The following is a 26,486-nucleotide window of genomic DNA, read 5'->3' as shown; positions in this document are numbered from 1 at the left end:
GCCGATCAAGTGATCGGCATTCTTTTAACGGTTTAGAGGCACCTGCTGCTGTACAATTTGGCCGCTATGTTCGCCTTGCTGGGTCTTTTCCAACCAAATCCATTCATTATTGGTCATTCTTAAAAAATTCGAACACCGGGTTCCATATACTGGACTTTGAATAAAAGTCGATGATAGCAACTCTTCCATTTCTGGTTGAATGCCTGTATTTGGCAACAATGCTGTGGTGACCTTGCGCTCATCTTCTAAAATATCCCACGCTGCATGTTGCAAGCTTAACTCTTTTGTTTTGTGCTGATGCATAGGCAAGAACTCTTGCGTAAAACGTGTGCGTAAATGTCTGGTTTTCTCCCAGTGATCGGACATTAAACCATTCGAAACCACATAAACACCGTTGGCTAATACTTGAGGAGCCTCACCACGATTGCTCATGTAGACCGCTTGATCGGCAGTCCCCATAAACAGGTTAAAACCAGCAAAGTTCTGTTGCCGTTGTTCTAATTGCTGAGCAAAGCGAATCGGTAATAAATCAGACTCTAAAAAAGCCTGAACCAAATGACCACGAGAAGTTTCATATTGTTTTTTATCACGTCCATCACGGAAATTAGTTAACACAGCCCATCGGCCCTGCGGCGTAACACCCATCCAAGTACCACCGGACTGTAAGTCTTGCCCTGCAATGATTGGCGTATGTTCCCATTGATGCAACAATGCTGTTGGTCGGTGATAAAACTCATCACGGTTTGAAATCAGACACAAGGGCATATCATCCAGAACATGCCATGCTAAAGCCACAATACACATTGATTCTTGTTCCCTATGTTTACACATTGAATGTACAACATTTTTCACATCATTCCGCTACAATCTGTCAAAACGTAAGATCAAGGAGCAGCAATGCTGACCTATCCTAATATCGATCCGGTCGCAATACATCTAGGACCTCTTCAAGTCCATTGGTATGGACTCATGTATTTATTGGCATTTTTATGTGCTTGGGGACTCGCTTCCTACCGTGCCAAACAGCGTGATGGCTGGACATCGGACATGGTTTCCGATCTGGTGTTTTACGGCGCCTTAGGGGTTGTACTCGGCGGACGTATCGGCTATGTGCTTTTCTATGAGTTTGATAAATTCCTTGAAAACCCGATCTGGCTCTTCCAAGTCTGGACAGGTGGTATGAGCTTCCACGGCGGCTTCTTAGGCGTCATGATTGCAATGCTATTCTGGTGTAAAAAATATCAAAAAACATGGTTCCAGACACTCGACTTTATTGCCCCTTGTGTACCGACAGGCTTAATGTTTGGACGCTTCGGTAACTTTATTGGTGGAGAATTATATGGTCGTGCGGTTACAGATCCGAATTATCCGTTCGGCATGATTTTCCCAACCGACCCATTACATTTAGTTCGTCACCCTTCTCAAATTTATCAAGCGCTTTGTGAAGGTCTAATTCTATTCATTGTTTTGTGGTGGTTTAGCTCAAAACCACGCCCACGTATGGCCGTATCTGCCCTATTTTTAATGGGTTATGGTGTTGCACGCTTTGTGATGGAATTCTTCCGTCAACCAGATGCTGACCAAGGTTTTATCTTGTTTGGTTGGATGACGAAAGGACAAATCCTCACCGTTCCAATGCTACTCATTGGCCTTTGGATGATGTGGTATGCCTACCAAAAGAAAATTTATGACTGGGGTCCTCAAAAGAACAGTTAACATCTAAATCAGAGGAGTTTCGGCTCCTCTTTTTTATGCTACAGTTTTTATCTCCCAAGAAAGAAGATTCGCCATGCTGGAATTCTGGTTTAACAAGCAAGTCCCGACTTTTAAAAAATTAATGATCTTAATTATTACCCTCTTAATCTGTATTGGGTTATATCAATATCAACCATTGCCTTTAGATACTATTTTAATGTTTACAGGAACTGGGGTTATTTTTTTAATCTGTCGTTACTTTAAATTGCATTTTGCTCAAAGTAACCCAACCGGTTTACTTTACCGCCTATTTACGTGGGTGCCTATTGCCCTCTTGTTTGCACTTATTTTTGTAAAAACCATGCCTAACTTACTGATCTGGGGCGTTCAAGGCATCGCATTTATGGCGCTTGCTGCTTTTATTTTTTCACCCCAATCGTTATTTAACAAATAGGCTCATTTTTTATGTTGGCTTATTGGTATAACGCACCGCGTCACATCAAACTCATCTTCATTATTGTCGTTTGTGCTGCAATTTATGCAGCCAATCAAGTTCAGCCTTTATCGTCGACTTACACTGTTCTTAGCCTCGTGTTAGGGTTCGGGCTTCATTTCGGGCAATATTTACAAACAAAAATTCCAGAGCACAGCTCATATAAATCTAAACTCCAGTTTCTGCTTAGAATTTACCCTCTCATTATTGTTGTTATTGTGATGTGGTTATTGCCCCCTCAACACAATTGGATCGCAACAATACAAGCTTTAGGCTTTGTACTGGTTGGATTTTTTCTTGTTTCAATTTATCAAAATCGTGCCAAGCGTTTTTAAGCATAAAGTTTAGCTCGTTTTTACTATTCCTAAAGCATGCTATTATCTTCCACGGTTTATTGATCCATGAACCGTCTCCCTTTTATTTTATGGAATTAATCCGAACTCGAGAGTGTTATGCGTGCATATTTAGACCTTCTACAACATATCCTTGATAATGGCGGTGACAAAGGCGACCGTACAGGCACAGGAACCCGTTCTGTATTTGGTCATCAAATGCGTTTTGATCTCTCTAAAGGTTTTCCTTTACTCACCACAAAAAAAGTTCACTTTCGTTCTATCGTGATTGAGTTACTTTGGTTCTTAAAAGGCGATACTAACGTTAAGTACTTACAAGACAATAAAGTCACTATTTGGGATGAATGGGCAACAGCAGAACAAACTGCCCGTTTCGGCCGCCCAGAACATGAGCTTGGCCCAGTTTATGGCCATCAATGGCGTAATTTCGGCGCAACCAAGAATGCCGATGGTACTTATAACCAAGATGGTTTTGACCAAATTAAATGGTTAATTAATGAAATTAAAACCAACCCAAATTCACGCCGTTTAATTGTCTCTGGCTGGAACCCAAATGAGGCCGGACAAGTTGCTTTACCGCCTTGCCACACACTCTTCCAATTTTTTGTACAAGACAACAAGTTGTCATGCCAGCTTTATCAACGTAGTGCTGACGTATTCTTAGGCGTGCCATTTAATATTGCCAGCTATGCCCTACTCACCCATATGATTGCTCAGGTGTGTGACTTAGGTGTTGGTGATTTTGTTTGGACAGGTGGCGATACGCATCTTTATGCCAACCATTTTGAGCAGGCAAAACTACAATTGACGCGTGAGCCATTAGCACTTTGCCAATTAAAACTTAATCCGGAAGTTAAAGATATTTTCGACTTCAAATTTGAAGATATCGAGATTGTAGGTTACGAGTCACATCCGGCAATTAAAGCACCAGTTGCAGTATAACGACGGCTTAAATTTCATTAGATTACGGTTTAGAGAATAAGATTATGGCATGGCAAAATGTAGAAGTTGTCCACGTTGTCGCAATGGACAAAAATCACTGTATTGGTAAAGGCAATGCGTTGCCATGGCATATCTCTGCCGACTTAAAACATTTTAAAGAAATCACACAAGGTGGTGTGGTGATCATGGGCCGCAAAACCCTTGAGTCTATGGGCCGTGCTCTACCGAACCGTGTGAACTGGGTAATTACCCGTGACATTAACTGGCATTTTGACGGCGTAAAAATTGCGTATTCAATTGAAGATGCTTTAAATGCTGCTTTAGAAGATGCCAAAAACACCGAAAAGCAAGCTTTATTCATTATTGGTGGCGGTGAAATCTTTAAGCAAACCTTGTCAATTGCAGACCGTCTTGAGCTCACTCATGTTGACTTAGATGTACAAGGTGATGCACATTATCCAACTATACCGAGTGAATTTCATAAAACTGCAAGCGAACAGCAAGTAGATGAAAAATCAGGAACTTCATTCGAATTTGCCACTTATAAAAAATAATTTTCTGGTCGCCTATGCACAATATTGGAACGCGTGAATTTATTATCGCCCTCGCTTTCGGCGCTTTACATAGTTTATTCACGTTGTTTATTGTGCTTTCCAGCATTTGGGTATGCTTAGCCTTATGGGTGCAACAACCTTTTGGCTGGTTAGGCAGCCGTATTATTATCGGCATATGGATTGCCTTTGCTCTAAGTATGGCAGGCTTATATTTTAATGGGCATATCATTAGCCGTCGTACAGACGTTTTAATCTACCTGTTAGCTTTTGCCTGCTCTTTGGTTTGGTACTTTTCGATTACTGCACGTCAAGACCGTGACTGGAACCCTGAAGTTGCCAATATGTTAAGTTACGAAAAACACGGCAGTGTTATTACTTTGCACAATGTCCGTAACTTCAACTGGCATCCAGATGGAACCTATGATGTCCGTTGGGAAACCCGTACTTTTGATCTAAACCAGTTAAATGGCATAAATATCATTACCTCTTATTGGATGGGGCCACAAATTGCCCATACACTGGTCAGTTTCGAATTTAAAAATCAACAACCTTTAGTTTTTTCCATCGAAATTCGAAAAGAAAAGACTGAAGAGTTTTCAGCAATTGGTGGCTTCTTTAGAAAATATGAACTGAGCTTAATTGCATCTGATGAAAAAGATATTGTCTACACACGTAGCAACATTCGTAAAGAGCAAGTTTATAATTTCCCGGTCAATATGCCTCGCTCTGAACAAAAAGCACTATTTTTAGAATATCTTAAAAAGTCAGATGAGCTACGTGCACAGCCAAAATGGTATAACACCCTCACAAGTAATTGCACAACCTTGATTTTTAATATGGTTCAAGCCATTAACCCATATCAACTCCCTAAAGATTATCGGTTAATTGCGTCTGGTTACTTACCTAATTATTTATACGATCTTAAAGCACTTAATCAAAATATTAGTTTAAAACAGTGGTATCAAATCGCACATATCAATCCACGTACTGAGCATTTTGAACAACTTTCAGATCAGAGTAGTGAACACTTCTCTCAAATTGTGCGACAAGGTTTACCCAAAGCTGACTAGAGTCTGCTTGATATTTTATAAACTCATTTTCGCCAAATATTAGAAGAACACTTTGAGAGCATTGAATATGATCTGCAAAAATTACAAAGTAATTCCAAAACTTATTCAATTTGTAAGTTAACCAGTTTTCTAATAAAGGAAAATAATCATGATAGAAAAAATTACACCATTTAGTATTTCTAAAGTATTTAATGCACCTCGTGATCTTGTATTCAAGGTACATACTGATATTAATCACTTACAAAATTGGATGAGTCCAAAAAATTTCAAAATCATTCATACCTCAATGGATTTTAGAGTTGGTGGCACTTATCACTATGGATTAGAAGGACCCGATGGAACACAAATGTGGGGTAAGCAAGTGTTTCGTGAGATTGTACCTAATGAGCGATTAATGTTTATTCAATCTTTTTCAGACAAAGACGGTAACAACACACGACACCCTATGTCACCGACATGGCCATTAGAAATGTTAGCAACCACAACTTTTGAAGATATTGATAATAAAACAAAAGTCACAATTACTTGGCAACCGTGGAACTCTGACGATATTGGTAACTCAACTTTTGATTCTGCACGCGATGGAATGACGCAAGGATTTAATGGAACATTCTCCAATTTAGAAGCTTATTTAAAAACCCTTTAAATATAGAGGATCTGTTGGTGGCTATCGAAAACTAAATAAGTTATTCTCTTTTTCTTTACTTTTTTATACACGCTTTACTTTGTAATCTAGATAGATAGACCCTATTGTAATAGGCAGGAAATAGAGGGAAAAACAATGCAACAGGCATTATTTGGCGGCGGCTGTTTTTGGTGCGTCGAAGCCGTATTTTTACAAATACGTGGTGTAGAAAAAGTAACAAGTGGTTATGCTGGTGGGCATACAACTCAGCCAACTTATGAGCAAGTATGTCAAGGTGACACTCAGCATGCTGAAGTAGTTCTCATCGACTTTGATGAACAACAAGTTACATATTCTCAGTTACTTGATGTGTTCTTTGCAACGCATGATCCAACGACCTTAAATCGCCAAGGTAATGATATTGGTACTCAGTACCGCTCTGTTATTTACTATTTTAATGAAGAGCAAAAACAGGCAGCAGAACATACGATTCAAACGTTAAAAGATGACGATCTTGATATTGTGACTGAGCTATCTCCTGCCCCTACATTCTATCCAGCCGAAGAATATCATCAGAATTACTATGCAAAGAATCCTTCACAAGGTTATTGCAACTTTGCGATTCCACCTAAGCTATTAAAGCTATATAGTAAATTCCAGCATCTAATGAAAGATCAATAAATTAGAGCAATAAAAAAGCAACCGACTTGGTTGCTTTTTTATTGAGTAAACTAAATTTTAGTTTTCACTTACAAAGGCAATATCGCTCAGTCCGGCTTCACTGGCGCGAGACATTACCTGAGCTACCGTATCGTACTTCGACTCTTTATCAGCACGAAGTTGAACGGTTGGTTTAACCGCGCCTTGACCTGCTTCTTGGAAACGTTTTTGAAGCTCATCAAGACTAATTACTTGAGTATCCCAAGCCACTTCACCATTTGCATTGATACTAATCGTAATTGCTTTTGGTGGTGGATCAATAATTTCAGCAGTTGTTTTAGGCAGTGTTAATGGAATCGATGGGTTGGCAACTGTTGCTGTGACCAAAAAGATGATCATTAACACCAACATAATGTCGATTAGCGGAATGAGGTTCATCTCATTTATGCCACTATCGTGGTCTTCACCCAATTGAAAAGCCATTAAGCTTGACCTCCAACATAACTTTGCTCTGCAGTTTTAACATCAGACTTTACAGTTGAGTCTTGCTGCAACATGGTGTCGATTAACAAACTGTGTGCTTGATCTTGTAAATCATGAGCAAGACCACGATTAGCACGTACACAAATGTTATAAGCCAATACCGCAGGAATCGCAACTGCAAGACCAAGACCAGTCATAATAAGTGCTTCACCTACTGGTGTAGCCACCTGAGCCAAACCTGCTTGTCCGCTCTTACCTACAGCAACCAGCGCGTGGAAAATACCCCATACCGTACCAAACAAACCAACAAATGGTGCAATTGAAGCAATTGTTCCTAAAACAGAAATACCTTTCTCAGCATTGACTTTTTCAGCAGAAATTTGGCGCAATAGTGCTTGCTCTGCAACTGCTTTACGCTGTTCAAAACTCAAAGGCTGTAACTTTGCTTTTAGCGAACTAATAGCTTTAGAGAGTTGAGCGTAAGCTTGTTGTTTTAATTGGCGAGTCCCCATCAAACGTAAGATGAAAACTGTCCAGGTAGCAATCGACATTGCCAATAAGATGAAATACAGAGTTTTACTCACTGCATCTGCATGTTGCCAATAGATTGAAAAGTTCATATTAGAACTCCTGATTAAGGTTAGCCGTTGGGACTCAAATTCATTTAAGGGGTTAAATCAAAGGGTTGCTCGGCTTTAATTGGATAAGCAACACCGTTTTCCATGTAAGGTTTAAATTTTGCACCACGTACAGCACGGACAACTTTGTCATCTAGACTTGAAATGCCACTGCTTCGTGTTACACGTACGTTGGTAATCTTACCTTTTTCATCGGCTTCAATCAGTACAACAACCGAACGCGCTTCGCCTTGTAAATCTTTTGGTGAAACAGTCAAACGTGGTGAACGGCTCCACTGCACACCTGAACCACCAATTGAAACATGTTTTGGTGATGGATCTGGCGCAGGTTGAGCTTTAGGTGCTTCTTGCACCACTGGCTTTGGCTTTTCAACGACTTTTTCAGTCACAGTAGTTGTTGGGGTCACTACTTTTGGTTCAACTTTAGGTTCTGTCTTTACTGCTTGTTTAGGAGTTTCAGCCTTTTTCACCTGCTGAATTTTTTCCACTGGTTTAGGCGGCGTCACAGGTTTCTCAACAACCTTAACTTCTTTCACTTCTTTTTTAGGTTCCGGCTTTTTAGGCGGTTCTTTCGGTTTCGGTGGTAAAGGTTTTGGTTGTTCTTGAATTTTTACAAAGCGGACTTGTAAAGGCTTCTTATCAATTGGCTTTAGTTCAGCAGGCTTAATGTGGCTAACTGCCCATAAGACCCCGATATGACCAATTGCAACCGCAATTAGTGCCGTGATGACTTTCTTTTTCATCGGATTGGGAGAGTTTAAGGCTGCGGAAGATTGACTCATAAGAATCTAATTACCTAATGGATGATGAAGTCGACTTCAATTTATAGAAACGATTTCAAACATCGGATAGAACAATAAAGTGCCACAATAATAAATGAGAAGTGTTTTCATTTGCAACTACTTTTTTGCGAAAACACTTTCCAGTATTGTGCGATCTAACTTCATAAAGTGATATCACTTTACTTTTCTCATGTTTAGACAATGCACTAAAACTTGTTGGTTTCAGATACTACTTATCAAATCGTGCTCAACTTAAAAAAACATTAAGCAGCTATATTGAATGTAATCAATGAAACCTCAAATCATAGTTATGTTATAACATTTTAATTTTATTTTAGCCATAAAAAAGCACACTCAAAAGTGTGCTTTTAAAAATATGAGGTAATTAGAAAACAACCGTCTTATTACCATCTACAATGATTCGATCTTCTAAATGCCATTTGACAGCACGAGCTAACACATTACGTTCCACATCTTCGCCAAGCTCACGTAACTGCTCAACATTATAATCGTGGCTCACACGTTCAACGTCTTGCTCAATAATTGGGCCTTGGTCTAGATCAGCAGTCACATAGTGAGCTGTTGCACCAATCAACTTCACACCTTTTTCATAGGCTTGCTTATATGGATTTGCCCCAACGAAAGCAGGTAAGAATGAGTGGTGAATATTGATGATTTTCATTTCCCATTTAGAAACGAAATCTTCACTTAAAATCTGCATGTAACGCGCTAGAACTAATAAGTCATTACCCTGCATCATTTCATGAATTTGAGCATAGGCTTCTGCTTTATTGTCTTTAGTTACCTTAATCACAGTAAACGGAATACCAAAGTTTTCAACTGCTTCACGTAAATCTTCATGGTTAGAAATAACGTGGGTAATTTCACAAGGTAAAGAACCACGAGCATGGCGCCACAATAACTCAAGCAAAGCATGGTCGACTTTAGAAACTAAAATACCAACCTTTTTAACGTCATTTACAAAAGCAAGACGCCATTGCATGCCATAACGTTCAGCAACATTTACAGCGAAAGTCTGAATTAAAGCATCCTTACGTGACTGTAAATGATCAAGTTCAAATTCAACACGCATGAAATAACGCCCGCCTTGAGCTTCCGTCGCATACTGATCAAGCGCGGTAATGTTTGCACCTTGGTGGTACAAAAAGCTCGATACAGCCTGTACGATCCCAGGCTTGTCTTCACAAGTAATCAGTAAACGGGCTGTATTGGCAGTGGTCATATTCATTTGGTTAATATCACTTAATTGAGACAAAATTTTGATAAGCCGAGTATTCTAGCGCTCTAAATAAACAAGCACAACTATTCATCTTTTAAGGATGACAAGCTTGCAAAAAGATCAGAGGGTCCAAGTGATTCTAACAATTGTTCATAAGTCGCACGGCTTTCACCCATCAAATAAGGCCCTTCTAAGAAAACCATTTGACGTAATGCTTGCCAGACCCATTTCTCTTCAAGGTGATTGTTGTCACTAATATGCCCAGACATATATAGAAAGTTGGTCCAGTTCGTTAAGACAATCCAAAGGTTAATAATTAAAGCTTCAATTTCAGAAGCTGTCATTTTCATAAGTCCTGCATCAACAAAGGCCTGATAAATTCGTTGTCCTTGTTGCATCACCTGCCCCGCAAATCGCGGATAGATCTTCTTAAAGTCTTCGTTACTTTCAACTAAGTGATAAACATCACGATGAATAAAACGATAGTTCCATAACTGACCGCTGAGCACTTGAAAATAGTTAATTTTGTCATTGGTCGTTAATGGTCTGTCTTCAGGTAAAGATAGCATTTCCAAAGTCTCGACCTGATATTGATACATTAATTCTTTAATAATTTCATGCTTGTTTCGAAAGTGATAATACAAGTTTCCAGGACTAATGCCCAACTCTGCAGCAATATGATTGGTAGTGACAGACCGTTCGCCACGCTCATTAAAAAGCTGCAAACTGATTTGTAAAATCCGGTCTTTTGTCTTCAAAGCTTTAGGTAGAGACATTTTAATAACCTTCGTTAATTCATATGGTTAAGACTTGCGCACAGAAACCAACTTGACTCTTTAGAGTATTTACTCTAAAAAATAAGTATATCAGTATATTTGGTAAGTACCGATGAACAGTCAAACAAAAACAAATCCAGAGACTCAGGTTCCTTATGATGTTAAGCATTTACAAGATTTGCTTGAGCAGCAAAAGATTGCCTACTTACGTCATCCGGTACCCACTGCTAAAGAGCGTATTGATCGTTTAGCTCGTCTTAAAAGAGTCTTGGTAAAATATCAAGATCAGATTGCCGAAGCAATTAACCTTGATTATGGCAATCGTGCCATTATGGAAACCAAAATTGGTGAGTTACTTACCTGTCTTGAACAAATCAAGTATTACAGTAAGAACCTGACCGGATGGATGAAACCATCAAAACGCCATATCAGTGTATTACATCAGCCAGCAAAAGGTTGGGTACAATATCAACCAATGGGCGTAATTGGCATTATTACACCATGGAACTACCCGTTACTACTGTCTGTTGGTCCACTTATTTGTGCGTTGGCTGCAGGTAACCATGCCATGATCAAAATTTCGAGTGCTTCTCCAAATTTTGGACAGGTTCTTGAAAATGCACTTTCTGAAGCCTTCCCACAAGAGCTGGTTGCAGTGGTAAATGGCGGCGGCGTAATTTCTGATGCGTTTAGTCATTTGCCTTTCGACAAAATGATTTTCACTGGCTCGACTTCTGTTGGTAAAACCGTCATGGCAGCCGCAGCTCAAAATCTGGTTCCGGTTATTCTTGAGTTGGGTGGTAAATCCCCTGCTTTGGTACATGCTTCCGTAGATATGAAAGATGTCGCACAGCGTATTGCTGTAGGTAAACTATGGAATGCAGGCCAAACTTGTGTTGCGCCAGATCATATTTTCTTGCCACGCGGAAAAACTGCCGAGTTCATTGAAAACTTTAAATTGATTGTGGCCGGAATGTACCCACATTTCCGTAACAACCAAGACTACACCTCTATTATTAATGATAAACAGTACAACCGTATTCAGGGCTATCTCGAAAATGCCCGTGATCAAGGTGCGCGTATTGTTGAAGTTAATCCGCAAAATGAAATTTTAGATGATGTCCGCAAAATTGCACCGACTCTAGTGACTGGTGTAACAACTGCAATGGATATTATGCAAAATGAAATTTTTGGTCCTGTTCTACCAATTTTAGAATATGACCAAATCGAAGAGGTCATTGAGTTTATTAATAGTCGCCCGCGTCCTTTAGCAATGTATTATTTTGATTATGATCAGGCACGCGCTGATTATATCTCTCAACATACTCATTCAGGGCATTTCGGAATTAACATGGTGATTACCCATGTTGCGCAAGATGACTTGCCATTTGGAGGAATCGGCGCATCAGGTATGGGTAAATACCACGGACCTGAAGGCTTTTTTGGGCTGTCACATGAACGTTCGGTCATGTCAAATCCAAAACTTTATAGCTTGAAATACATTCTTCCACCGTTCAATAAACCAATTCATCGCTTCATTTCGAAAACCTTGTTGCGTTAACTGATCAAGGCATGATCTGTTACACTAGATCATGCCTCGTTTTTACCAATTTCGCTTGTCTTTTAATCGTATTTTTGGTATAAAACGCCCCTTGAATGAATTCATCCGTTTACATTTAGTATGACTGGCCACAGATTTGCTGTTGGCTAAATCAATGGAGTTACACCATGTCTAAGGTTTGCCAAGTTACCGGCAAGCGTCCAGTCGTTGGTAACAACGTCTCACACGCCAACAACAAAACCAAGCGCCGGTTCGAGCCGAACCTGCACCACCACCGTTTCTGGTTAGAAAGCGAAAAACGTTTTGTACGTCTTCGTTTAACCACTAAAGGTATGCGTATTATTGACAAATTGGGTATCGAAAAGGTTGTTGCAGACCTTCGTGCTCAAGGTCAAAAGATCTAAGGAGTCTGAGCAATGCGTGATAAGATTCGTCTCGTTTCTTCAGCTGGTACAGGTTATTTCTATACCACGACTAAAAACAAACGTACTATGCCGGAAAAAATGGAAATCAAAAAATTTGATCCAAAAATCCGTCAACACGTGATTTTCAAAGAAGCTAAAATCAAATAATTTTAGCGTCGAAAAAAACGACTTCTTAAAGAAGTCGTTTTTTTTTTGCATTTTTTTTATACCTGCCTTTTTGTTAAACTTTCTACATATTCCGCCTTGGCATTTTTTATGCTTGTCTTTAGCCTAACTCACGTAAAAGGAGTTTTTAGTGCCGCATGACGTAGATTTAATTATTTTACTTGCTGTTGGTTTCGGTGTTGCCCTCTTTTTTGGCTATATAGCCGCCCGACTACGACTTCCCCCTCTTATTGGCTACCTTATTGCCGGAATTATTATTAGTCCGAATACCCCCGGCATAGAAGCAGATATTCATCTTGCCAACCAACTTGCTGAACTCGGCGTAATGTTCTTGATGTTTGGCGTTGGGATGCATTTTTCATTAAATGATCTTTTACAAGTTCGTCGTATTGCCTTGCCGGGTGCAATTTTACAGATTGCTGTTGCCACCTTACTTGGTATTGGCGTTTCAATGTTATGGGGCTGGAGTTTTGGCTCCGCTCTGGTTTTTGGTTTAAGTCTGTCGTGTGCGAGTACTGTTGTCTTATTAAAAGCTTTAGGAGACCGCGGTCTTTTAGACTCTGTAAACGGTAAAATTGCTGTGGGTTGGCTGTTAGTTGAAGACTTAGTAATGGTACTTGTTTTAGTACTTCTTCCAGCTACAGCAGTTTTACTTGGTGGCAAAGCACCAGCAGGCGCGGAAGGTAACATTTGGTTAACGCTTGGAATCACCCTATTAAAAGTGATTGGCTTTATTGCGTTCATGCTCATTGTAGGCAAGCGTGTAGTGCCTATCATTATGCAGTTTGTTGCTCGCTTAGGTTCAAGAGAGCTATTTACGCTGACAGTCGTAGCTGCAGCTGTTTCAATCGCCTATGGCTCTTATGCTATCTTTGGCGTTTCAATGGCCTTAGGGGCCTTCTTTGCGGGTATGGTCGTAAAAGAATCAGACTTTAGCCATCGTGCAGAAGAAGAGACTCTTCCTCTACGTGAAATTTTCTCAATTTTATTTTTCGTTTCGGTAGGAATGTTGTTTGATCCACATATTCTTATCGAGCGTCCACTGCATATTTTGGCAGTTATCGCAATTATTATGGTGGGTAAAACACTTGCTGCAATGGCCTTGGTTTTATTCTTCCGCTATCCAATTAATACTGCTTTGACAGTCGGGGCCAGCCTTGCACAAATTGGTGAGTTTTCATTTATTTTAGCTACATTGGGAGTTTCTTTAGGTCTATTAACCCTAGAAGCGCAAAACCTGATTTTAGCGGGTGCTTTGTTCTCAATTACGCTTAACTCTTTTGTTTTCTCGGCAGTTGAACCTGTACAACGTTGGATTCGTGAACGCTCTCATTTGGCACGACTTCTTGAACGTAGTGGTGACCCACTCGCTATGTTGCCAGATGAAGTCGATCAGGCTTATCTACGCGATCAAGTGGTAATTGTAGGATATGGTGGCGTTGGACGACGTATTACTGAAAATTTAATTAATCAGAATATTAAAGTCGTAATTGCCGAAGAAAATCGTGAAATTGTAGAAAAGTTACGTCAAGCAAATATTGCTGCCGTAAGTGGTGTAGCAACTGAACCCGGCGTTCTCATTCAGGCTCATATCATGCATGCACGACTATTGGTGATTTCCCCTATGGATATTTTAGATATCCACCGGATTGTGGATATTGCCAAACAATTGAACCCTCAAATTCAGGTTTTAATTTGTGCAGAAAGTAAAGAAGAAGCCGCAGTGATTAGAGACGAACACATTGGTGAAGTATTCTATGCGAAAGAAGAAATGGCGAAGAATATGAGCCATCATATTTTAAATCAAATCGAGCTTGCGCATCAGTCAACACATCATTAACGCATACAAAAAAGCGTACTCAAGAGTACGCTTTTTTTAACTTAGGAATTTAGGCTGCTCATCTACAACTTCAGCCTGCCATTCATTAACCTGCTTCTCTAGCAGTCCAAATAAAGCAGCTTGAATCATATGCTGGGCAACGATAGGCGTTTGCTCGCCTAATATCTCTTTTAGTTCATCACTAAATTGAATTTTAACCAAAGGCTCTTTTTCAGAACCAGCATTACGCAAGGCGAGCTCACCACCTTCGAGTTGGACTAACTCCAACACTGCTTCTTGATTTCCAAATAACTCTTTCAATTGCTGTATAGACATATACTTCCTCCATGTTTCAACATGGTGGCAAAGCACCCTTGCACTTTGCATCTCTCGTCTTATTTATATAGGCGCACTAGGATTAAATTTCAAGCGCTCAGACAGTTTAATTTTAGAACTCGACCATTTCGTTACGAAAACCATCAATTAAATGACTTAACTCTCTATGCCATTCACGCAAAATTTTCACATCAGGTAACCATGATTGTGGCCCCTGAGTCACTTTAATGATCAAATTAGAAGAAGTTTCTTCTTCCGGTGTCGGTTCAGTAGGTTCCGGTGCATATTGGCACATGCGGTAAGCACGCTTTAACTCTGCAACAAAACCATCTTTTGCCAATTGCTGCAATACAGAAATTTCAGGAGAAACTTGTCCTTTTGCCGCCATATGCTCTTCAATCGATTTTAATGTCGGCTGCGAGTCATTTAAACGGTAATAACGTACCAGTTCTTGCAGGAATGCTAACATCGCACCATGCAAGTGAAAGACAGCTGTTTCACGATACGCTTGTACCTGCTGTACATGATCAGTTTGCTCTGCTTGTTGACACGCTAGGCGTGCAAAATAGAGTTTTTGATTGGTACGATCGGCATGATAACGAGCAACACGTGACATAACTAAACTTTCCTGTTCTAAAATTGCCATCAATATGGCTATTCTTAGCTTAACGACTCCATTGATAAAATCAACGTTATTTATGGTAAATCCAGAGAGACTTGATAAATTTTACGTTATCCCTCATCACCATCATTGATTAAAAAATTCTTGTTTTCAACAATGAATAGATCTTTAAGAGGTAACTCTGTAGGCACCCATGAAAGGACTTCAAGTGTCTTTACACCTTGGGCTATATAGGTTCCATTTGGAGCAACCACAGAAAGAGCTAAAAATTGTTGCATAAAAGTATTACTCTTCAGCAGCCTTAACGCGAATACCGTAACCTTTTACCTTAAGTGTATTTAGACCTTTGATTGCTTTAATGGCTTCACGCGGATTCGGCATTTCAACAAAGCCAAAACCTTTTGATTTACCTGTATCTTTATCGGTAACAACCACACAAGACTCAACTTTACCATAAGCCTTAAACAGCTCTAAAACTTCAGCTTCAGTCACTGAACGATCTAAATTACGAACTAATATTTTCATTTTCCAACCTTGATTAGCCTTCAAAATAAAGGCCAATATACATTTGAGTATTCACAGTGTCTTATACAGTAGTTTAGTCAAGATCGATACCAAAACCTAAGTTTACTGTTCGTGAAGTGTTCCATTGTTTTTTGGCAAATGGCTGTGGAACTTGCCGATGAATTTTTGCCTGTACCAAATGAGCAGGTAGATCATTTAAGAAATAACTTTCGATTTTACGACCTTGTTCGTCATATGTATCTTGTGACCATGTATTGAGATTTTGCTTCGTCAAAATCAATTCATTTTCCGCACGTGTTAATGCAACATACAATACACGGCGTTCTTCTTCGACTTCATCAAAATCGCCCTGCGCACGCGCATAGGGATATTGATTTGGTGAGACATGCGGCACATAACACACCTTCTGTTCTGCACCTTTAGCCGAATGAATTGTAATTAAGGTCACTAAATCATCATCACCCGCTTTTTCAATTTCAGAAATTGAAATTGGTTCAAGCACATATTCTTCAAGGAACTCACCAAGAGATGCATGCTTGCGAGCAAGTTGTTTGACTAAATCAAAATCTCTAGCGCGACGTGACCAATCTTTAGTTTTATAGTTTTGCTCCAACTGTTCACTTAAGGCATCAAGAGCTAGACCAATACTTGCCTCAACATGCTGCTGTAGCACATCAAGCTGCTTCAAAATCAAAATAGCCTGTAAAGGAACTTTTCCATGACGCTCCAAACGCTGGCAACGCTCTTCGACCTCACTAATGCTCATTAACTCTTGTGCTAACTTGCTGGCCCCAACGTCACCAATACCATCCCATAAGGTTAAAAAGCGCATCCAAGCCAAGTCATCCTGCGGGTTACTCACAATACGTAATAAACTGAGCACATCCTTTACATGCGCTGATTCAAGTAACTTTACGCCCCCAATAAAACGATACGGAATTTCAGCAGCAATAAATGCCCCTTCCAAATAGCGAGCGCTGTACCCAGAGCGGACTAACACCATATGATCGTACCAATTTGCGCCCTGCTGATGCCGCTCTATTAAGTCTTGTGCAATCCAGTTGGCTTCTTCAAATTCATTACCAAACAAATGGAGTTGTGGCTTTTGTCCTTTGCCACGATGTGCCTGTAACTGTTTTTGATAATCGATTGGACTGTGGGCGAGTAACCAATTTGATAAATCTAATATTTCTTGAGTCGAGCGATAATTTAAATCTAAAGTATGAATTACTGCGTCTGGAATCCGCTCTTTAAACGAATGAATGTTTTCAAAGTCGGCACCACGAAAACCGTAAATCGACTGAGCATCATCTCCCACACAAAATAATTTCACCTTACCAATCAGTGGCTGCAAAAGAGCCCACTGTAAAGGGTTGGTATCTTGCATCTCATCAACCAGTAAAGCTTGGCAAAAGCCTGCAACCCAGTTCGTCAGTGCTTCCGAGTTTTGTAAATGAACAGCGACGATCGACAAAATGTCATCATAATCTAAAAAATTACGCTCTCTTTTACGCTGTTCATAGGTTTTCATTAACTCAGCAATTTGTGATTTATATTCATATGCTTCAGGTAATTGCTTGAGTAACGCTTCAGACAGCTTAGATTGCGTATTTCGGGCATAAGAATATAAATCACACAGCTCTGCCGCTTTAGGCAAAACATTATCTTTGTCTTTGCCTCTCAATAAGCGAAACATGAGTAACTGATCATCACGATCAATAATACTAAATTGGGTTAAACCAAACGCTTGCGGATTACGACGCAATAAATACATGCAAAAGGTATGGAAAGTGGATGCGCGAAGGCCTTTGGCTTGTGTTCCAACATGCTGTTCAACCCTTGCAACAATTTCACTCGCAGCACGGCGCGTGAACGTTAAAATCTGAATTTGATTGGCTGACAAACCCTGATCAATTAAATAAGCTGCGCGAGCAACAATGGTTTTAGTCTTGCCACAGCCCGCTCCAGCCAAAACCAAACAGTTTTGTGCTGTAGTAGTTGCTGCTTTTTTTTGCTGAGCATTTAATTCATTAATTAACTTTGCAAGACTCATAACACATATCGCTAAAACACCAAGGCTTAGTTTAACAGACCCATGCCATGAGATGGACCTTCACTCACTAAAAACAAAAAAGGACACCCTAGGTGTCCTTTTGTTCGTTATTTATATTAAGAAACCGTTTTTGAACTAGAAGGCAAATGTTTAATTGCAGAAGCAAGTCCTAAAAAGTTGATTCCCTGAAATAAAATATCTACTGCTAAAAACATTCCCAACACCCAAAAAGGTGAGTCTTTAGAAACTAAAATTAAAATACCGGTAGCGAGTGTTAGTAACCCGGAAAATAAGGTCCAGCCCCATCCAGCGATTGGTCTCAATAAAAATGCATTTATAGTACGAATTACCCCGGCAATAATCAGAGCAATTGATAATAAGCTAGTTAAAACCACAGCCGTAGTCACAGGCGTAGAAAATGCGTAATAGCCCGCCATTAAATACAGCACACCAAAAAGTGCCCACAGCCATCGGCTACCGCCCTTAAATACACTTATGGCAGCGATCAAGTGCAGCACACCACCTATCATCATTAAAATACCAAATAGGAAAACAACCGAAAATGTTGCAAATGGCAGTGAGCTAAATAACACCAAACCAAAAATAATGAGCACAAAGCCTAATATTAGATACCATTTACGATCAGCATGTAGCTGATTACGAACTAAATCATTACCTACAGTTTTCATCATGGCTACTCTTATTATCAGGTATTAGAAAGTTTATATAATGTCATTATAGTGATGTACTTCACATTTATTGTGTGTATAAGATCTGCATCGTTTATTAACAATTGATGGGGATAAAACAGTATTTATCCACAATTTTATTTCAACCATCCAACTTCTTGAGCAGTCGGTAAACCGATTACAGTTTCTTGTAAATCACTTGGCATTTTATTGGTCTGTTCAGATAATGGTGTTCGACCACCCATGATTTCTGCTCGTGTTTGTGGATAAAGAGGCACCTTTTCAGGTTGTGCATAGCCTAATGGATAAATCGGCTGGCCTGTTTTTAAATCATATTTATCTTTTGCGCCAAAGCCGTGTAATAGCTCGTGAACGATAACAACCTGATTTTGTGGGGCTTGCTCTCGTGTAGCAAACAAATTAACGCTACCAATACGGCCTTTTTCTAAAGCAGTCGAATGCACCAAAACTTTTTGATAACTTGGATCATAATAATTTAAATAAAGTTTGAGTGATGCGCCCCTATCTTCAGGCTGCTGTTGTCGCCATGCATAAAAACGAAACTTTAAGCTCCACCAAATGACATTCAGGATATTGGCATTTTGAGGAACTACAGGCGGCCTCTGCTGTAGTTGCTGCCCTAAACGAATATCAAAGTTACTAGATTGCCCACGATAATGCTGTGACCATTCACTTAGGTAGCTTTTAAGCGTTTGGAAGTCAGCGTTTTGTAGCTGATGAATATAAGTTTGCGTGGTTTGTAAACCATCCGCATTTATTGGGTGCAATACCACAACAATAGGCTGATTCCAGTCTTGGTTTTGGTCACGCCATGCCTGAACTGCAACGATTAATAAAACAATCAATAGACACAAAATCCGAATGTTTTTCCACATTCTTGTTCCCCATAAAAATTAAATTTTCTTTTCTTGTTCTATATATAAAAAATGCTAGCTGAGCTAGCATTTTTCATTTGTCTTATTTAGCCTTCAATCCATTTACCGTCTTGGTAAATCAGGCTCCATTTAGTTTGTTTACCTTCTGGTGTTTCAGATCCCACATACTGTGATTGGTTCTTACGACTAAACTTCACAATCGTTGGGTTACCTTCAGGGTCTACATCCGGAGCTTGTAAAATAAACTGGTATTTTGGATCAAGTTGGTCAGCAACACTACGAAGCTCAGCAACTTTTGGTGCACGTGTTTCACGAATTTTCGGGAACTTACTTGCAGCCAAGAACAGACCAGCCGCGCCATCACGTAACACAAAATAATCATCATGTTTGGTCGAGCGCAAATGTTCCATCTTGATTGGTTCTACGCGTGGTGGTGCAGGTTGACCATTTTTCAAGACTTTACGGGTATTATCACAGCTTGTACAAGCGAAATACGGACCAAAACGGCCAGTTTTAAGCTGCATTTCACCATCACATTTATCACATGGAATGGTTGGGCCATCATAACCTTTGATCTTGAACTCGCCTTCTTCAAGCTCATAACCATCACAGTCTGGGTTGTTACCACAAACATGTAACTTACGGCCACCATCAATGACATAACTGTCCATTGCTGTACCACATTTAGGACAACGATGTTTAGACATCAAGTCTGCGGTTTCAGCACTGTCATCATCAGATAACGCTGCTAATGACTCAACTGGTGTTAAGTTCAAAGTTCCTTTACAGCGTTCTTTAGGCGGCAAGTTATAACCTGAACAACCTAAGAATACGCCTGTAGTACCCGTACGAATCTGCATTGGTCGTGAACATTCAGGACAATGTACTGCTGGTACTTCAACTGGTTGATTACGGCGCATTCCCTGCTCACCTTGAGCATTGGTCAGACGCTTTTTAAAATCACCGTAGAATGTATCGAGTAATTCTTTCCAATTACGCTCACCCGTTGCCACACGGTCCAGCTGACCTTCTAAATCTGCGGTAAAAGCATAATTCATCAGGTTATTAAAACTTTCATCAAGACGATCCGTTACGATCTCACCCATTTTCTCGGCAAAGAGACGGCGATTTTCTAACTTAACGTAGCCACGTTCTTGAATTGTAGAAATAATGGCAGCATAAGTTGACGGACGACCAATACCACGTTTTTCAAGTTCTTTTACTAAAGATGCTTCAGTAAAACGAGCTGGTGGTTTAGTAAAGTGCTGACTCGGATCTAGCTTTTCTAATTTTAAAATTTCACCCACTTTAATTGCAGGTAAAATGATATCGTCATCAGATTTGTTAGCACCACGAACTTTAGTGAAGCCATCAAATACAAGCGTACGGCCTTTTGCCTTTAACTCCACATTGCCAGCTTCAACGGTTAAAGTTGAAGATAAATATTCTGCCGGAGTCATTTGGCAAGCAACAAATTGACGCCAAATTAAATCATATAAACGCTGCGCATCACGCTCTACACCTGCAAGTTGATCACCTGTAAGTGCAACATTTGACGGACGAATTGCTTCATGGGCTTCTTGAGCACCCGCTTTGTTACCATAGCGGTTTGGCTTTGCTGGTAAATATTTCTCACCAAACTGGCTTTCAATATGAGCACGGACCATACTTACAGCGTCATCACTCAAGAATGTTGAGTCCGTACGCATATAGGTAATAAAACCAGCTTCATACAAACGTTGCGCCAACATCATGGTTTTCTTTACAGAGAAACCTAAGCGTGTACTTGCCGCCTGTTGTAAAGTCGACGTGATATATGGTGCACTCGGATTCACCTTAGTCGGCTTATCTTCACGCTGTGCAACTTTATATTCAGCGCCCTTTAATACATCCAACAGGGCATCTGTTTCAGCTTTGTTCTTTAATTTAAGTGTTTTACCAGCCTGTTTCACAGCCTCAAGACGAATATCATCTTTTTTAGCTTTAGTGTCTGCAAACACTTGCCAATATTCTTCTGGAATAAAAGCACGAATTTCACGTTCACGTTCAACAACAAGCTTTACCGCTACAGACTGTACACGACCTGCTGACAAACCACGGGCAATCTTTTCCCATAGTAATGGCGAAACCATGAAGCCTACTACACGGTCCAAGAAACGACGCGCTTGCTGTGCATTAACACGGTTTAAATCTAGGCGAGTTGGCTGTTTAAATGCTTCTTGAATGGCATTTTTAGTAATTTCGTTAAATACCACACGATGATAACGGCTATCGTCACCACCAATCACTTCGCGTAAGTGCCAAGCGATTGCTTCCCCTTCTCTATCCAAGTCCGTTGCGAGATAGATTGCATCTGCATCTTTGGCAAGTTTCTTGAGTTCAGCAACAACATTTTCTTTGCCAGGTAGAACCTCGTAGTGTGCTTTCCAGTCATGTTCCGGATCGACACCCATACGATTAATCAGCGCAGATTGGGCTTTTTGTTCTTTTTCAGCTTCAGTGAGTTTTGTCCGGGCAGCCGGCTTTTTCTCTGTTGATTTGCTGCCGCCTGTTGGCAAGTCACGTACGTGACCTACAGAAGACTTAACAATGTACTGCGAACCTAAATATTTGTTGATGGTTTTCGCTTTGGCAGGCGACTCCACAATCACTAAGGCACGTTTATGTGCAGCAGAGGCAGTAGATGCTGTGCTTTGAGATGCAGAGCGCGAGGTATTCGCCATATAAAATGTTATTCCTATACCAATAAATTTAAAAATCAGGCTTCAGCCAAGGCCAACAGATAAGCCTTCATCTCATCTAATTGCGTGGCTTTTAGGTCCGATTCCTCATCCCAATAAAGGCCCACACAGTTTGCCTGCATATCAATAGCATAAATCCCTTTTAATGCAATGGGAGAATCATTAAATTTCTCATCACCCTGCACTACTTTTAATTTTCCGTCTATAACACGAGCACGCATGAGCGTTAAACGAGCATCGGGGATCAATACACTATAATAAGCAACCATGCTGGCACGCTTTTCAGTTGCCATCGGGACATGTGTCCATTCAGGTGCGGCAATTATGCGTGGATGTAGTCCCATTTTACGGGCTTTGTCTCGCATAATACCGAGTGCCTTTTCACGCGGACTCACTCTTAAACCAAAAATGGAGCCCAGCACAAAAAGAACAATGATAACGGTAACCCAAATTCCGATATTGTCCATAGCAAAACCTATTAATCTCTTTTATTAGAGTTGCATAAGCTGACCAGAAAACGCAAGTTACATCATAAAAATAATGTCCAATTAACCGACGAGGTTAAAAACTACAACATTTCCTCATAGATATTCTTAGCAATCTAGGCACAATATTTAGGCGCTCTTTTCAGTTTCAAGAGTAGCTAACTTACCAAACTGATCCAGATGTGCATCTCCCCACGTTTTTAGAGCAAGAAGTATATGCTCAAGCCCACGTCCTAAATCAGTCAGGCTATATTCCACTTTAGGAGGAACTTGAGGATAAACCTCGCGATGAATAATGCCATCTTGTTCTAACTCACGAAGCTGATTGGTGAGCATTCTTTGCGTAATGCTTGGAACTCGTTTACGGATTTCATTAAATCGTAAAGTTCCTTCATTTAATAAATGCCAAAGAATGACGCATTTCCATTTGCCATCAATCAAACTGATCGCGGCTTCAACTGAACAACCCGGTGAGCAGTCAAAACTTGAATGTCGAGCTTTTGCCATTTTACAGTATCCTTTTTGACACTATGAGCGTTATTTGTCTGTAGTCACTATTTTTAAGCTTACGTTATGATCAAACTCTCAACAAGAGGAATCACAATTATGAAAGCTGTCGCATATCAAAAAGCAGGTCCCATTACATCGCCAGAATCACTCGTTGATATTGAACTCGATACACCTGTTGCGAAGGGGCACGATTTACTAGTTCGCGTGCAAGCTATTTCAGTAAATCCAGTCGATACCAAAATACGTAAAAATATAAGTGCGGAATCCGGCTGGAAAGTGCTTGGCTGGGATGCTGTAGGCGTGGTTGAAGCGACTGGAGATAAAGTCACTCAATTCAAAGTAGGCGATGTTGTTTGGTATGCAGGTGCTTTAAATCGCCAAGGCAGTAATAGTGAATTGCAATTGGTTGATGAACGTATTGTTGGTCATAAACCAAAAATTTTAGAAGCAACAGAGGCAGCAGCTCTCCCTTTAACTGCAATCACAGCTTGGGAAATGCTATTTGATCGTCTGCAAGTTCCAAAGACTGCACCTGCTAATACAACTATTTTAGTGATTGGTGGAGCTGGCGGTGTAGGTTCAATTACCATTCAGCTTCTTAAGCAATTAACTAACCTCACGATTATTGCTACAGCTTCACGCCCTGAAACAAAAGAATGGGTAGAACAACTAGGTGCCGACTATCTATTAGATCATCGCGAGCCTTTAGCCCCACAAATCAAGCAATTAGACTTAAATGCACCTTCATATGTGTTCTCGACCACTCAAACGTATCAGCATTTATCAGATATTGTAGAGTTGATTGCACCACAAGGGCATTTTGGCTTAATTGATGACCCTGAACAGTTAGATATTAAACCGTTTAAATCGAAGTCTGTATCCGTACATTGGGAATTTATGTTTACACGTTCAATGTTTCAGACTGAAGATATGCAAAAACAAAGTGACCTATTAAATGAAGTCAGCAAGCTGGTTGATGAAGGGAAAATTAAAACAACTGTGACTGAAGTTTTAAGTCCAATTAATGCTGAAAACTTAAAACGGGTTCATCAGCAAATTGAAAGTGGAACAACAAAAGGGAAGATTGTTTTACAAGGTTTTTAAGTAAAATTCAAAATACCTCCTAATAAAAAGGCAAGTATTGAACTTGCCTTTTTATTAATAGTGCGGAGGTTTATTCGTTAAAGGGTCAAAAGGTGCAATGCCTTCTGATAAATCCGAAGATTCCACACGTTGATAAAGCAATTGCATTTGTTTTTTCAAATCAGCTATTTCCTGAGTTTGAATAGCGAGTTGTTGATTTAATTGTTCAACTAAATCATCCAAAAATGTAATTCGCACTTGCAAATCTTCAATGGGTGCGGAAAATGACGCTTGATCATCATGATATGGTGGTTTAGTCATTTAAATCCTCATTTGAGATTCTGGAAAACATTATGGCCTATATTACCCTAAGGGATGTCCAACTTGCTTTTGGCGGACCTGCCCTGCTCGATGGCGCGAACTTTAATCTAGAACGTGGCGAACGAGTCTGTTTAATTGGGCGTAATGGTGAAGGTAAGTCTACTTTACTTAAACTCATCGAGGGAAGCTTATTACCGGATTCTGGTGAAGTTTCTATCCAAAATGGTTTAACGGTTTCCATGTTAGCCCAAGACGTTCCAATGGATTCAGGTAAGGTTGCTGATATTGTAGCAGACGGCGCAGGAGAAGCGGCTGAAGTACTCAAAGCGTATCACCAAGCAACCGATGCTTGTATGCTTGGCGATATGGAAGCTTGCGACCGTATGGGTAACCTTCAGCACAAGCTAGACCAACTAGACGGTTGGGCACTTGAAAACAAGGTTAATGCTCTATTAAGTAAAATGGGTCTCGACCCAAATGCAGATTTGGCAGACTTATCTGGTGGACGTAAACGTCGTGTTTTACTCGCTCGTGCTCTTTTAACGCAGCCAGACGTATTGCTTCTAGACGAACCAACCAACCATTTAGATGTTGAAAGTATTGAGTGGCTAGAAAAATTCCTACTCGATCAAAATAATTTAACACTTCTATTTATTTCGCATGACCGCTCTTTTGTAGATAGCATTGCGACTCGAATTGTTGAACTTGACCGCGGCATCTTACGTGGCTACGAAGGTAACTATTCACGCTATTTGGAGCTTAAAGCTCAGCAAATGGAAGCCGAAGAGAAACAAAATGCTTTATTTGATAAAAAATTAGCTGAAGAAGAGGCTTGGATTCGTCAAGGCATTAAAGCACGTCGTACACGTAACGAAGGCCGTGTTCGTGCATTAAAAGCTTTACGCGAAGAATCGAAAGCACGCCGTTCACAACAAGGCAAAGTGAGCATGGCGACTCAAGAAGCAAATCGCTCTGGTAAATTAGTATTTGATATTGAGCACTTGAGCGTATCTTATGATGGTAAACCACTCATCAAAGACTTCTCTACGCTTGTCATGCGTGGTGACCGTATTGGCTTAGTCGGTGATAACGGTGTCGGTAAAACGACTTTAATTAAAGCTATTTTAGGTGAAATCGAACACGGTGGCTCTGTTAAAACAGGTACTCAATTAGAGATTGCTTATTTTGATCAATTACGTAATGCCTTAGATCTTGAAAAAACAGTCATGGCAAACGTTTCAGAAGGCTCTGACTTTGTTGATGTAAATGGCAACCGTCGTCATATCTACAGTTATTTACAAGATTTCTTGTTCTCACCTGAACGTGCACGTACACCAGTAAAAGCCCTTTCTGGTGGTGAGCGTAACCGTATTTTGCTTGCTAAATTATTGCTTAAACCATCGAACCTGATTGTGATGGACGAACCAACCAATGACTTGGATATGGTAACTCTTGAGCTACTTGAAGAGATGCTCTCCGAATATAAAGGCACGCTATTACTTATTTCGCATGACCGTGCATTTATGGACAACGTTGTCACTTCTACTTGGGTCTTTGATGGTAAAGGTGGTATTGCAGAGTACATCGGTGGTTACCAAGATTACTTACTACAACGCCCAGATGAAAAAGTGGTAGACCAGAAGTCTGACGTTAAGAAAGCTCAGGCAAAAGCTGAAGCTGAAAAAGCTGCTGTTCAAAGTAGCGTAAAAAAGGTGAAATTGAGCTATAAAGACCAACGTGAACTTGAGCAACTTCCTGCTGAAATTGAAAAGCTGGAAGTTGAACAAGCCGAGCTTTCTGACAAACTTGCAGATGGTTCATGGTTTGTGTCTGATGCAGATGCTGCGACTCAAGCAAGTCAACGCCTAGCAGAAATTGAAGAATTATTGCTTGAAAAATTAGAGCGTTGGGATGAACTTGAGCAAATGAGTAAAGGCAGTTAAT

At 40.2% G+C, this 26,486-nt stretch carries 30 protein-coding genes and 1 pseudogene; 14 read left to right on the top strand and 17 right to left on the bottom strand.

Features of this window, described 5'->3' with window-relative positions; all coding sequences use genetic code 11:
- Positions 1 to 24 precede the first annotated feature (24 nt).
- Positions 25 to 804: an NRDE family protein gene (locus ABLC00_RS02525; RefSeq protein ID WP_033846427.1), complete on the bottom strand. Its 780-nt coding sequence runs from the start codon at positions 802 to 804 to the stop codon at positions 25 to 27.
- 93 nt (positions 805 to 897) lie between these two features.
- Between ABLC00_RS02525 and lgt the strand changes: the two genes are divergently transcribed.
- From lgt to msrA, 8 genes are all read left to right on the top strand, one after another.
- A complete protein-coding gene (lgt, locus tag ABLC00_RS02520; protein WP_002053387.1) occupies positions 898 to 1,716 on the top strand; it encodes a prolipoprotein diacylglyceryl transferase in 819 nt (272 codons plus the stop codon).
- 73 nt (positions 1,717 to 1,789) lie between these two features.
- Complete coding sequence (locus ABLC00_RS02515; RefSeq protein ID WP_004710678.1) at positions 1,790 to 2,149, top strand: hypothetical protein; 360 nt, start codon at positions 1,790 to 1,792, stop codon at positions 2,147 to 2,149.
- A gap of 11 nt (positions 2,150 to 2,160) precedes the next feature.
- On the top strand, positions 2,161 to 2,523 hold the full coding sequence (locus tag ABLC00_RS02510; RefSeq protein WP_032009856.1) for a hypothetical protein: 363 nt from the start codon (positions 2,161 to 2,163) through the stop codon (positions 2,521 to 2,523).
- Positions 2,524 to 2,640: 117 nt separating this feature from the next.
- Entirely contained in the window at positions 2,641 to 3,483 is an 843-nt protein-coding gene (thyA, locus tag ABLC00_RS02505) for a thymidylate synthase (protein ID WP_032009858.1), read from the top strand.
- A 44-nt stretch (positions 3,484 to 3,527) separates the two neighbouring features.
- Positions 3,528 to 4,037: a dihydrofolate reductase gene (locus ABLC00_RS02500; RefSeq protein ID WP_000312548.1), complete on the top strand. Its 510-nt coding sequence runs from the start codon at positions 3,528 to 3,530 to the stop codon at positions 4,035 to 4,037.
- A gap of 14 nt (positions 4,038 to 4,051) precedes the next feature.
- Positions 4,052 to 5,107: a DUF4105 domain-containing protein gene (locus tag ABLC00_RS02495; RefSeq protein WP_033846426.1), complete on the top strand. Its 1,056-nt coding sequence runs from the start codon at positions 4,052 to 4,054 to the stop codon at positions 5,105 to 5,107.
- Positions 5,108 to 5,255: 148 nt separating this feature from the next.
- Positions 5,256 to 5,753, top strand: a complete 498-nt coding sequence (locus tag ABLC00_RS02490) for an SRPBCC domain-containing protein (RefSeq protein WP_033846425.1) — start codon at positions 5,256 to 5,258, stop codon at positions 5,751 to 5,753.
- Positions 5,754 to 5,888: 135 nt separating this feature from the next.
- A complete protein-coding gene (gene msrA / locus ABLC00_RS02485; RefSeq protein ID WP_002053439.1) occupies positions 5,889 to 6,413 on the top strand; it encodes a peptide-methionine (S)-S-oxide reductase MsrA in 525 nt (174 codons plus the stop codon).
- Positions 6,414 to 6,470: 57 nt separating this feature from the next.
- Here msrA and ABLC00_RS02480 read toward each other — a convergent pair whose 3' ends face one another.
- The 5 genes from ABLC00_RS02480 to ABLC00_RS02460 form a co-directional block, all read right to left on the bottom strand.
- Positions 6,471 to 6,875, bottom strand: a complete 405-nt coding sequence (locus ABLC00_RS02480) for a biopolymer transporter ExbD (RefSeq protein WP_002053449.1) — start codon at positions 6,873 to 6,875, stop codon at positions 6,471 to 6,473.
- Positions 6,875 to 7,495, bottom strand: coding sequence for a MotA/TolQ/ExbB proton channel family protein (locus tag ABLC00_RS02475; protein ID WP_002053291.1), 621 nt, complete (start codon positions 7,493 to 7,495; stop codon positions 6,875 to 6,877). The genes ABLC00_RS02480 and ABLC00_RS02475 overlap by 1 nt, the downstream gene beginning before the upstream one ends.
- A 44-nt stretch (positions 7,496 to 7,539) precedes the next feature.
- The gene (locus ABLC00_RS02470; RefSeq protein WP_002053518.1) at positions 7,540 to 8,295 is read right to left on the bottom strand and encodes an energy transducer TonB; all 756 of its coding nucleotides are present in this window, start codon (positions 8,293 to 8,295) and stop codon (positions 7,540 to 7,542) included.
- A 385-nt stretch (positions 8,296 to 8,680) separates the two neighbouring features.
- Positions 8,681 to 9,544: a formyltetrahydrofolate deformylase gene (purU, locus tag ABLC00_RS02465; protein WP_033846424.1), complete on the bottom strand. Its 864-nt coding sequence runs from the start codon at positions 9,542 to 9,544 to the stop codon at positions 8,681 to 8,683.
- A 74-nt stretch (positions 9,545 to 9,618) separates the two neighbouring features.
- The gene (locus ABLC00_RS02460; protein ID WP_002053350.1) at positions 9,619 to 10,311 is read right to left on the bottom strand and encodes a TetR/AcrR family transcriptional regulator; all 693 of its coding nucleotides are present in this window, start codon (positions 10,309 to 10,311) and stop codon (positions 9,619 to 9,621) included.
- 112 nt (positions 10,312 to 10,423) lie between these two features.
- On the opposite strand from ABLC00_RS02460, the gene ABLC00_RS02455 reads away from it, so the two are divergent.
- The 4 genes from ABLC00_RS02455 to ABLC00_RS02440 all read left to right on the top strand — a co-directional run bounded on the left by ABLC00_RS02455 (position 10,424) and on the right by ABLC00_RS02440 (position 14,302).
- Positions 10,424 to 11,872 carry a coniferyl aldehyde dehydrogenase gene (locus tag ABLC00_RS02455; RefSeq protein ID WP_004710683.1) on the top strand — a complete coding sequence of 483 codons (1,449 nt, stop codon included), beginning with the start codon at positions 10,424 to 10,426 and terminating at the stop codon, positions 11,870 to 11,872.
- 167 nt (positions 11,873 to 12,039) lie between these two features.
- A complete protein-coding gene (gene rpmB, locus ABLC00_RS02450) occupies positions 12,040 to 12,276 on the top strand; it encodes a 50S ribosomal protein L28 (protein ID WP_000048256.1) in 237 nt (78 codons plus the stop codon).
- Between the two features lie 12 nt (positions 12,277 to 12,288).
- Positions 12,289 to 12,444 carry a 50S ribosomal protein L33 gene (rpmG, locus tag ABLC00_RS02445; RefSeq protein ID WP_001205031.1) on the top strand — a complete coding sequence of 52 codons (156 nt, stop codon included), beginning with the start codon at positions 12,289 to 12,291 and terminating at the stop codon, positions 12,442 to 12,444.
- Positions 12,445 to 12,592: 148 nt separating this feature from the next.
- Positions 12,593 to 14,302, top strand: coding sequence for a cation:proton antiporter (locus tag ABLC00_RS02440; protein ID WP_032009867.1), 1,710 nt, complete (start codon positions 12,593 to 12,595; stop codon positions 14,300 to 14,302).
- A 36-nt stretch (positions 14,303 to 14,338) separates the two neighbouring features.
- On the opposite strand, the gene ABLC00_RS02435 is transcribed toward ABLC00_RS02440, so the two are convergent.
- From ABLC00_RS02435 to ABLC00_RS02390, 10 genes and pseudogenes are all read right to left on the bottom strand, one after another.
- Positions 14,339 to 14,617, bottom strand: a complete 279-nt coding sequence (locus tag ABLC00_RS02435) for a hypothetical protein (RefSeq protein WP_002053465.1) — start codon at positions 14,615 to 14,617, stop codon at positions 14,339 to 14,341.
- A gap of 112 nt (positions 14,618 to 14,729) precedes the next feature.
- On the bottom strand, positions 14,730 to 15,233 hold the full coding sequence (locus ABLC00_RS02430; RefSeq protein ID WP_033846505.1) for a DUF6586 family protein: 504 nt from the start codon (positions 15,231 to 15,233) through the stop codon (positions 14,730 to 14,732).
- Positions 15,234 to 15,355: 122 nt separating this feature from the next.
- A pseudogene (locus tag ABLC00_RS02425) lies at positions 15,356 to 15,517 on the bottom strand (ASCH domain-containing protein); the annotation flags it as partial.
- 7 nt (positions 15,518 to 15,524) lie between these two features.
- A complete protein-coding gene (locus ABLC00_RS02420; RefSeq protein WP_000699342.1) occupies positions 15,525 to 15,764 on the bottom strand; it encodes an RNA-binding protein in 240 nt (79 codons plus the stop codon).
- Positions 15,765 to 15,837: 73 nt separating this feature from the next.
- Positions 15,838 to 17,817, bottom strand: a complete 1,980-nt coding sequence (locus ABLC00_RS02415) for an ATP-dependent helicase (protein ID WP_033846422.1) — start codon at positions 17,815 to 17,817, stop codon at positions 15,838 to 15,840.
- A 116-nt stretch (positions 17,818 to 17,933) separates the two neighbouring features.
- Positions 17,934 to 18,506, bottom strand: coding sequence for an HdeD family acid-resistance protein (locus tag ABLC00_RS02410; protein ID WP_006580460.1), 573 nt, complete (start codon positions 18,504 to 18,506; stop codon positions 17,934 to 17,936).
- Positions 18,507 to 18,643: 137 nt separating this feature from the next.
- Complete coding sequence (locus ABLC00_RS02405) at positions 18,644 to 19,402, bottom strand: hypothetical protein (protein ID WP_033846421.1); 759 nt, start codon at positions 19,400 to 19,402, stop codon at positions 18,644 to 18,646.
- Between the two features lie 86 nt (positions 19,403 to 19,488).
- Positions 19,489 to 22,125, bottom strand: coding sequence for a type I DNA topoisomerase (gene topA / locus ABLC00_RS02400; protein WP_002053435.1), 2,637 nt, complete (start codon positions 22,123 to 22,125; stop codon positions 19,489 to 19,491).
- Between the two features lie 35 nt (positions 22,126 to 22,160).
- Positions 22,161 to 22,610 carry a hypothetical protein gene (locus ABLC00_RS02395; RefSeq protein WP_002053270.1) on the bottom strand — a complete coding sequence of 150 codons (450 nt, stop codon included), beginning with the start codon at positions 22,608 to 22,610 and terminating at the stop codon, positions 22,161 to 22,163.
- 147 nt (positions 22,611 to 22,757) lie between these two features.
- Positions 22,758 to 23,135, bottom strand: coding sequence for a helix-turn-helix domain-containing protein (locus tag ABLC00_RS02390; RefSeq protein ID WP_017393951.1), 378 nt, complete (start codon positions 23,133 to 23,135; stop codon positions 22,758 to 22,760).
- 99 nt (positions 23,136 to 23,234) lie between these two features.
- On the opposite strand from ABLC00_RS02390, the gene ABLC00_RS02385 reads away from it, so the two are divergent.
- A complete protein-coding gene (locus tag ABLC00_RS02385; RefSeq protein ID WP_033846420.1) occupies positions 23,235 to 24,242 on the top strand; it encodes a zinc-binding alcohol dehydrogenase family protein in 1,008 nt (335 codons plus the stop codon).
- A 54-nt stretch (positions 24,243 to 24,296) separates the two neighbouring features.
- Here ABLC00_RS02385 and ABLC00_RS02380 read toward each other — a convergent pair whose 3' ends face one another.
- The gene (locus ABLC00_RS02380; protein ID WP_002053395.1) at positions 24,297 to 24,542 is read right to left on the bottom strand and encodes a SlyX family protein; all 246 of its coding nucleotides are present in this window, start codon (positions 24,540 to 24,542) and stop codon (positions 24,297 to 24,299) included.
- A 32-nt stretch (positions 24,543 to 24,574) separates the two neighbouring features.
- Here ABLC00_RS02380 and ABLC00_RS02375 point away from each other — a divergent pair, with 32 nt between their 5' ends.
- The gene (locus tag ABLC00_RS02375) at positions 24,575 to 26,485 is read left to right on the top strand and encodes an ATP-binding cassette domain-containing protein (RefSeq protein ID WP_002053207.1); all 1,911 of its coding nucleotides are present in this window, start codon (positions 24,575 to 24,577) and stop codon (positions 26,483 to 26,485) included.
- Position 26,486 lies beyond the last annotated feature (1 nt).

Source organism: Acinetobacter nosocomialis, assembly GCF_041021905.1.
Classification (GTDB): Bacteria; Pseudomonadota; Gammaproteobacteria; order Pseudomonadales; family Moraxellaceae; genus Acinetobacter; species Acinetobacter nosocomialis.
This window is presented reverse-complemented; position numbering and strand designations above follow the sequence as displayed.

Coding starts and splice junctions, on each gene's coding strand:
- ABLC00_RS02375 (WP_002053207.1), top strand. CDS start 24,575: ATGGCCTATATTACCCTAAGGGATGTCCAACTTGCTTTTGGCGGACCT.
- ABLC00_RS02380 (WP_002053395.1), bottom strand. CDS start 24,542: ATGACTAAACCACCATATCATGATGATCAAGCGTCATTTTCCGCACCC.
- lgt (WP_002053387.1), top strand. CDS start 898: ATGCTGACCTATCCTAATATCGATCCGGTCGCAATACATCTAGGACCT.
- ABLC00_RS02420 (WP_000699342.1), bottom strand. CDS start 15,764: ATGAAAATATTAGTTCGTAATTTAGATCGTTCAGTGACTGAAGCTGAA.
- ABLC00_RS02470 (WP_002053518.1), bottom strand. CDS start 8,295: ATGAGTCAATCTTCCGCAGCCTTAAACTCTCCCAATCCGATGAAAAAG.
- ABLC00_RS02390 (WP_017393951.1), bottom strand. CDS start 23,135: ATGGCAAAAGCTCGACATTCAAGTTTTGACTGCTCACCGGGTTGTTCA.
- thyA (WP_032009858.1), top strand. CDS start 2,641: ATGCGTGCATATTTAGACCTTCTACAACATATCCTTGATAATGGCGGT.
- ABLC00_RS02460 (WP_002053350.1), bottom strand. CDS start 10,311: ATGTCTCTACCTAAAGCTTTGAAGACAAAAGACCGGATTTTACAAATC.
- msrA (WP_002053439.1), top strand. CDS start 5,889: ATGCAACAGGCATTATTTGGCGGCGGCTGTTTTTGGTGCGTCGAAGCC.
- ABLC00_RS02475 (WP_002053291.1), bottom strand. CDS start 7,495: ATGAACTTTTCAATCTATTGGCAACATGCAGATGCAGTGAGTAAAACT.
- ABLC00_RS02410 (WP_006580460.1), bottom strand. CDS start 18,506: ATGAAAACTGTAGGTAATGATTTAGTTCGTAATCAGCTACATGCTGAT.
- ABLC00_RS02405 (WP_033846421.1), bottom strand. CDS start 19,402: ATGTGGAAAAACATTCGGATTTTGTGTCTATTGATTGTTTTATTAATC.
- ABLC00_RS02395 (WP_002053270.1), bottom strand. CDS start 22,610: ATGGACAATATCGGAATTTGGGTTACCGTTATCATTGTTCTTTTTGTG.
- rpmG (WP_001205031.1), top strand. CDS start 12,289: ATGCGTGATAAGATTCGTCTCGTTTCTTCAGCTGGTACAGGTTATTTC.
- ABLC00_RS02385 (WP_033846420.1), top strand. CDS start 23,235: ATGAAAGCTGTCGCATATCAAAAAGCAGGTCCCATTACATCGCCAGAA.
- ABLC00_RS02525 (WP_033846427.1), bottom strand. CDS start 804: ATGTGTATTGTGGCTTTAGCATGGCATGTTCTGGATGATATGCCCTTG.
- ABLC00_RS02495 (WP_033846426.1), top strand. CDS start 4,052: ATGCACAATATTGGAACGCGTGAATTTATTATCGCCCTCGCTTTCGGC.
- ABLC00_RS02480 (WP_002053449.1), bottom strand. CDS start 6,875: ATGGCTTTTCAATTGGGTGAAGACCACGATAGTGGCATAAATGAGATG.
- ABLC00_RS02415 (WP_033846422.1), bottom strand. CDS start 17,817: ATGAGTCTTGCAAAGTTAATTAATGAATTAAATGCTCAGCAAAAAAAA.
- topA (WP_002053435.1), bottom strand. CDS start 22,125: ATGGCGAATACCTCGCGCTCTGCATCTCAAAGCACAGCATCTACTGCC.
- ABLC00_RS02430 (WP_033846505.1), bottom strand. CDS start 15,233: ATGTCACGTGTTGCTCGTTATCATGCCGATCGTACCAATCAAAAACTC.
- ABLC00_RS02435 (WP_002053465.1), bottom strand. CDS start 14,617: ATGTCTATACAGCAATTGAAAGAGTTATTTGGAAATCAAGAAGCAGTG.
- ABLC00_RS02510 (WP_032009856.1), top strand. CDS start 2,161: ATGTTGGCTTATTGGTATAACGCACCGCGTCACATCAAACTCATCTTC.
- ABLC00_RS02515 (WP_004710678.1), top strand. CDS start 1,790: ATGCTGGAATTCTGGTTTAACAAGCAAGTCCCGACTTTTAAAAAATTA.
- purU (WP_033846424.1), bottom strand. CDS start 9,544: ATGAATATGACCACTGCCAATACAGCCCGTTTACTGATTACTTGTGAA.
- rpmB (WP_000048256.1), top strand. CDS start 12,040: ATGTCTAAGGTTTGCCAAGTTACCGGCAAGCGTCCAGTCGTTGGTAAC.
- ABLC00_RS02500 (WP_000312548.1), top strand. CDS start 3,528: ATGGCATGGCAAAATGTAGAAGTTGTCCACGTTGTCGCAATGGACAAA.
- ABLC00_RS02490 (WP_033846425.1), top strand. CDS start 5,256: ATGATAGAAAAAATTACACCATTTAGTATTTCTAAAGTATTTAATGCA.
- ABLC00_RS02455 (WP_004710683.1), top strand. CDS start 10,424: ATGAACAGTCAAACAAAAACAAATCCAGAGACTCAGGTTCCTTATGAT.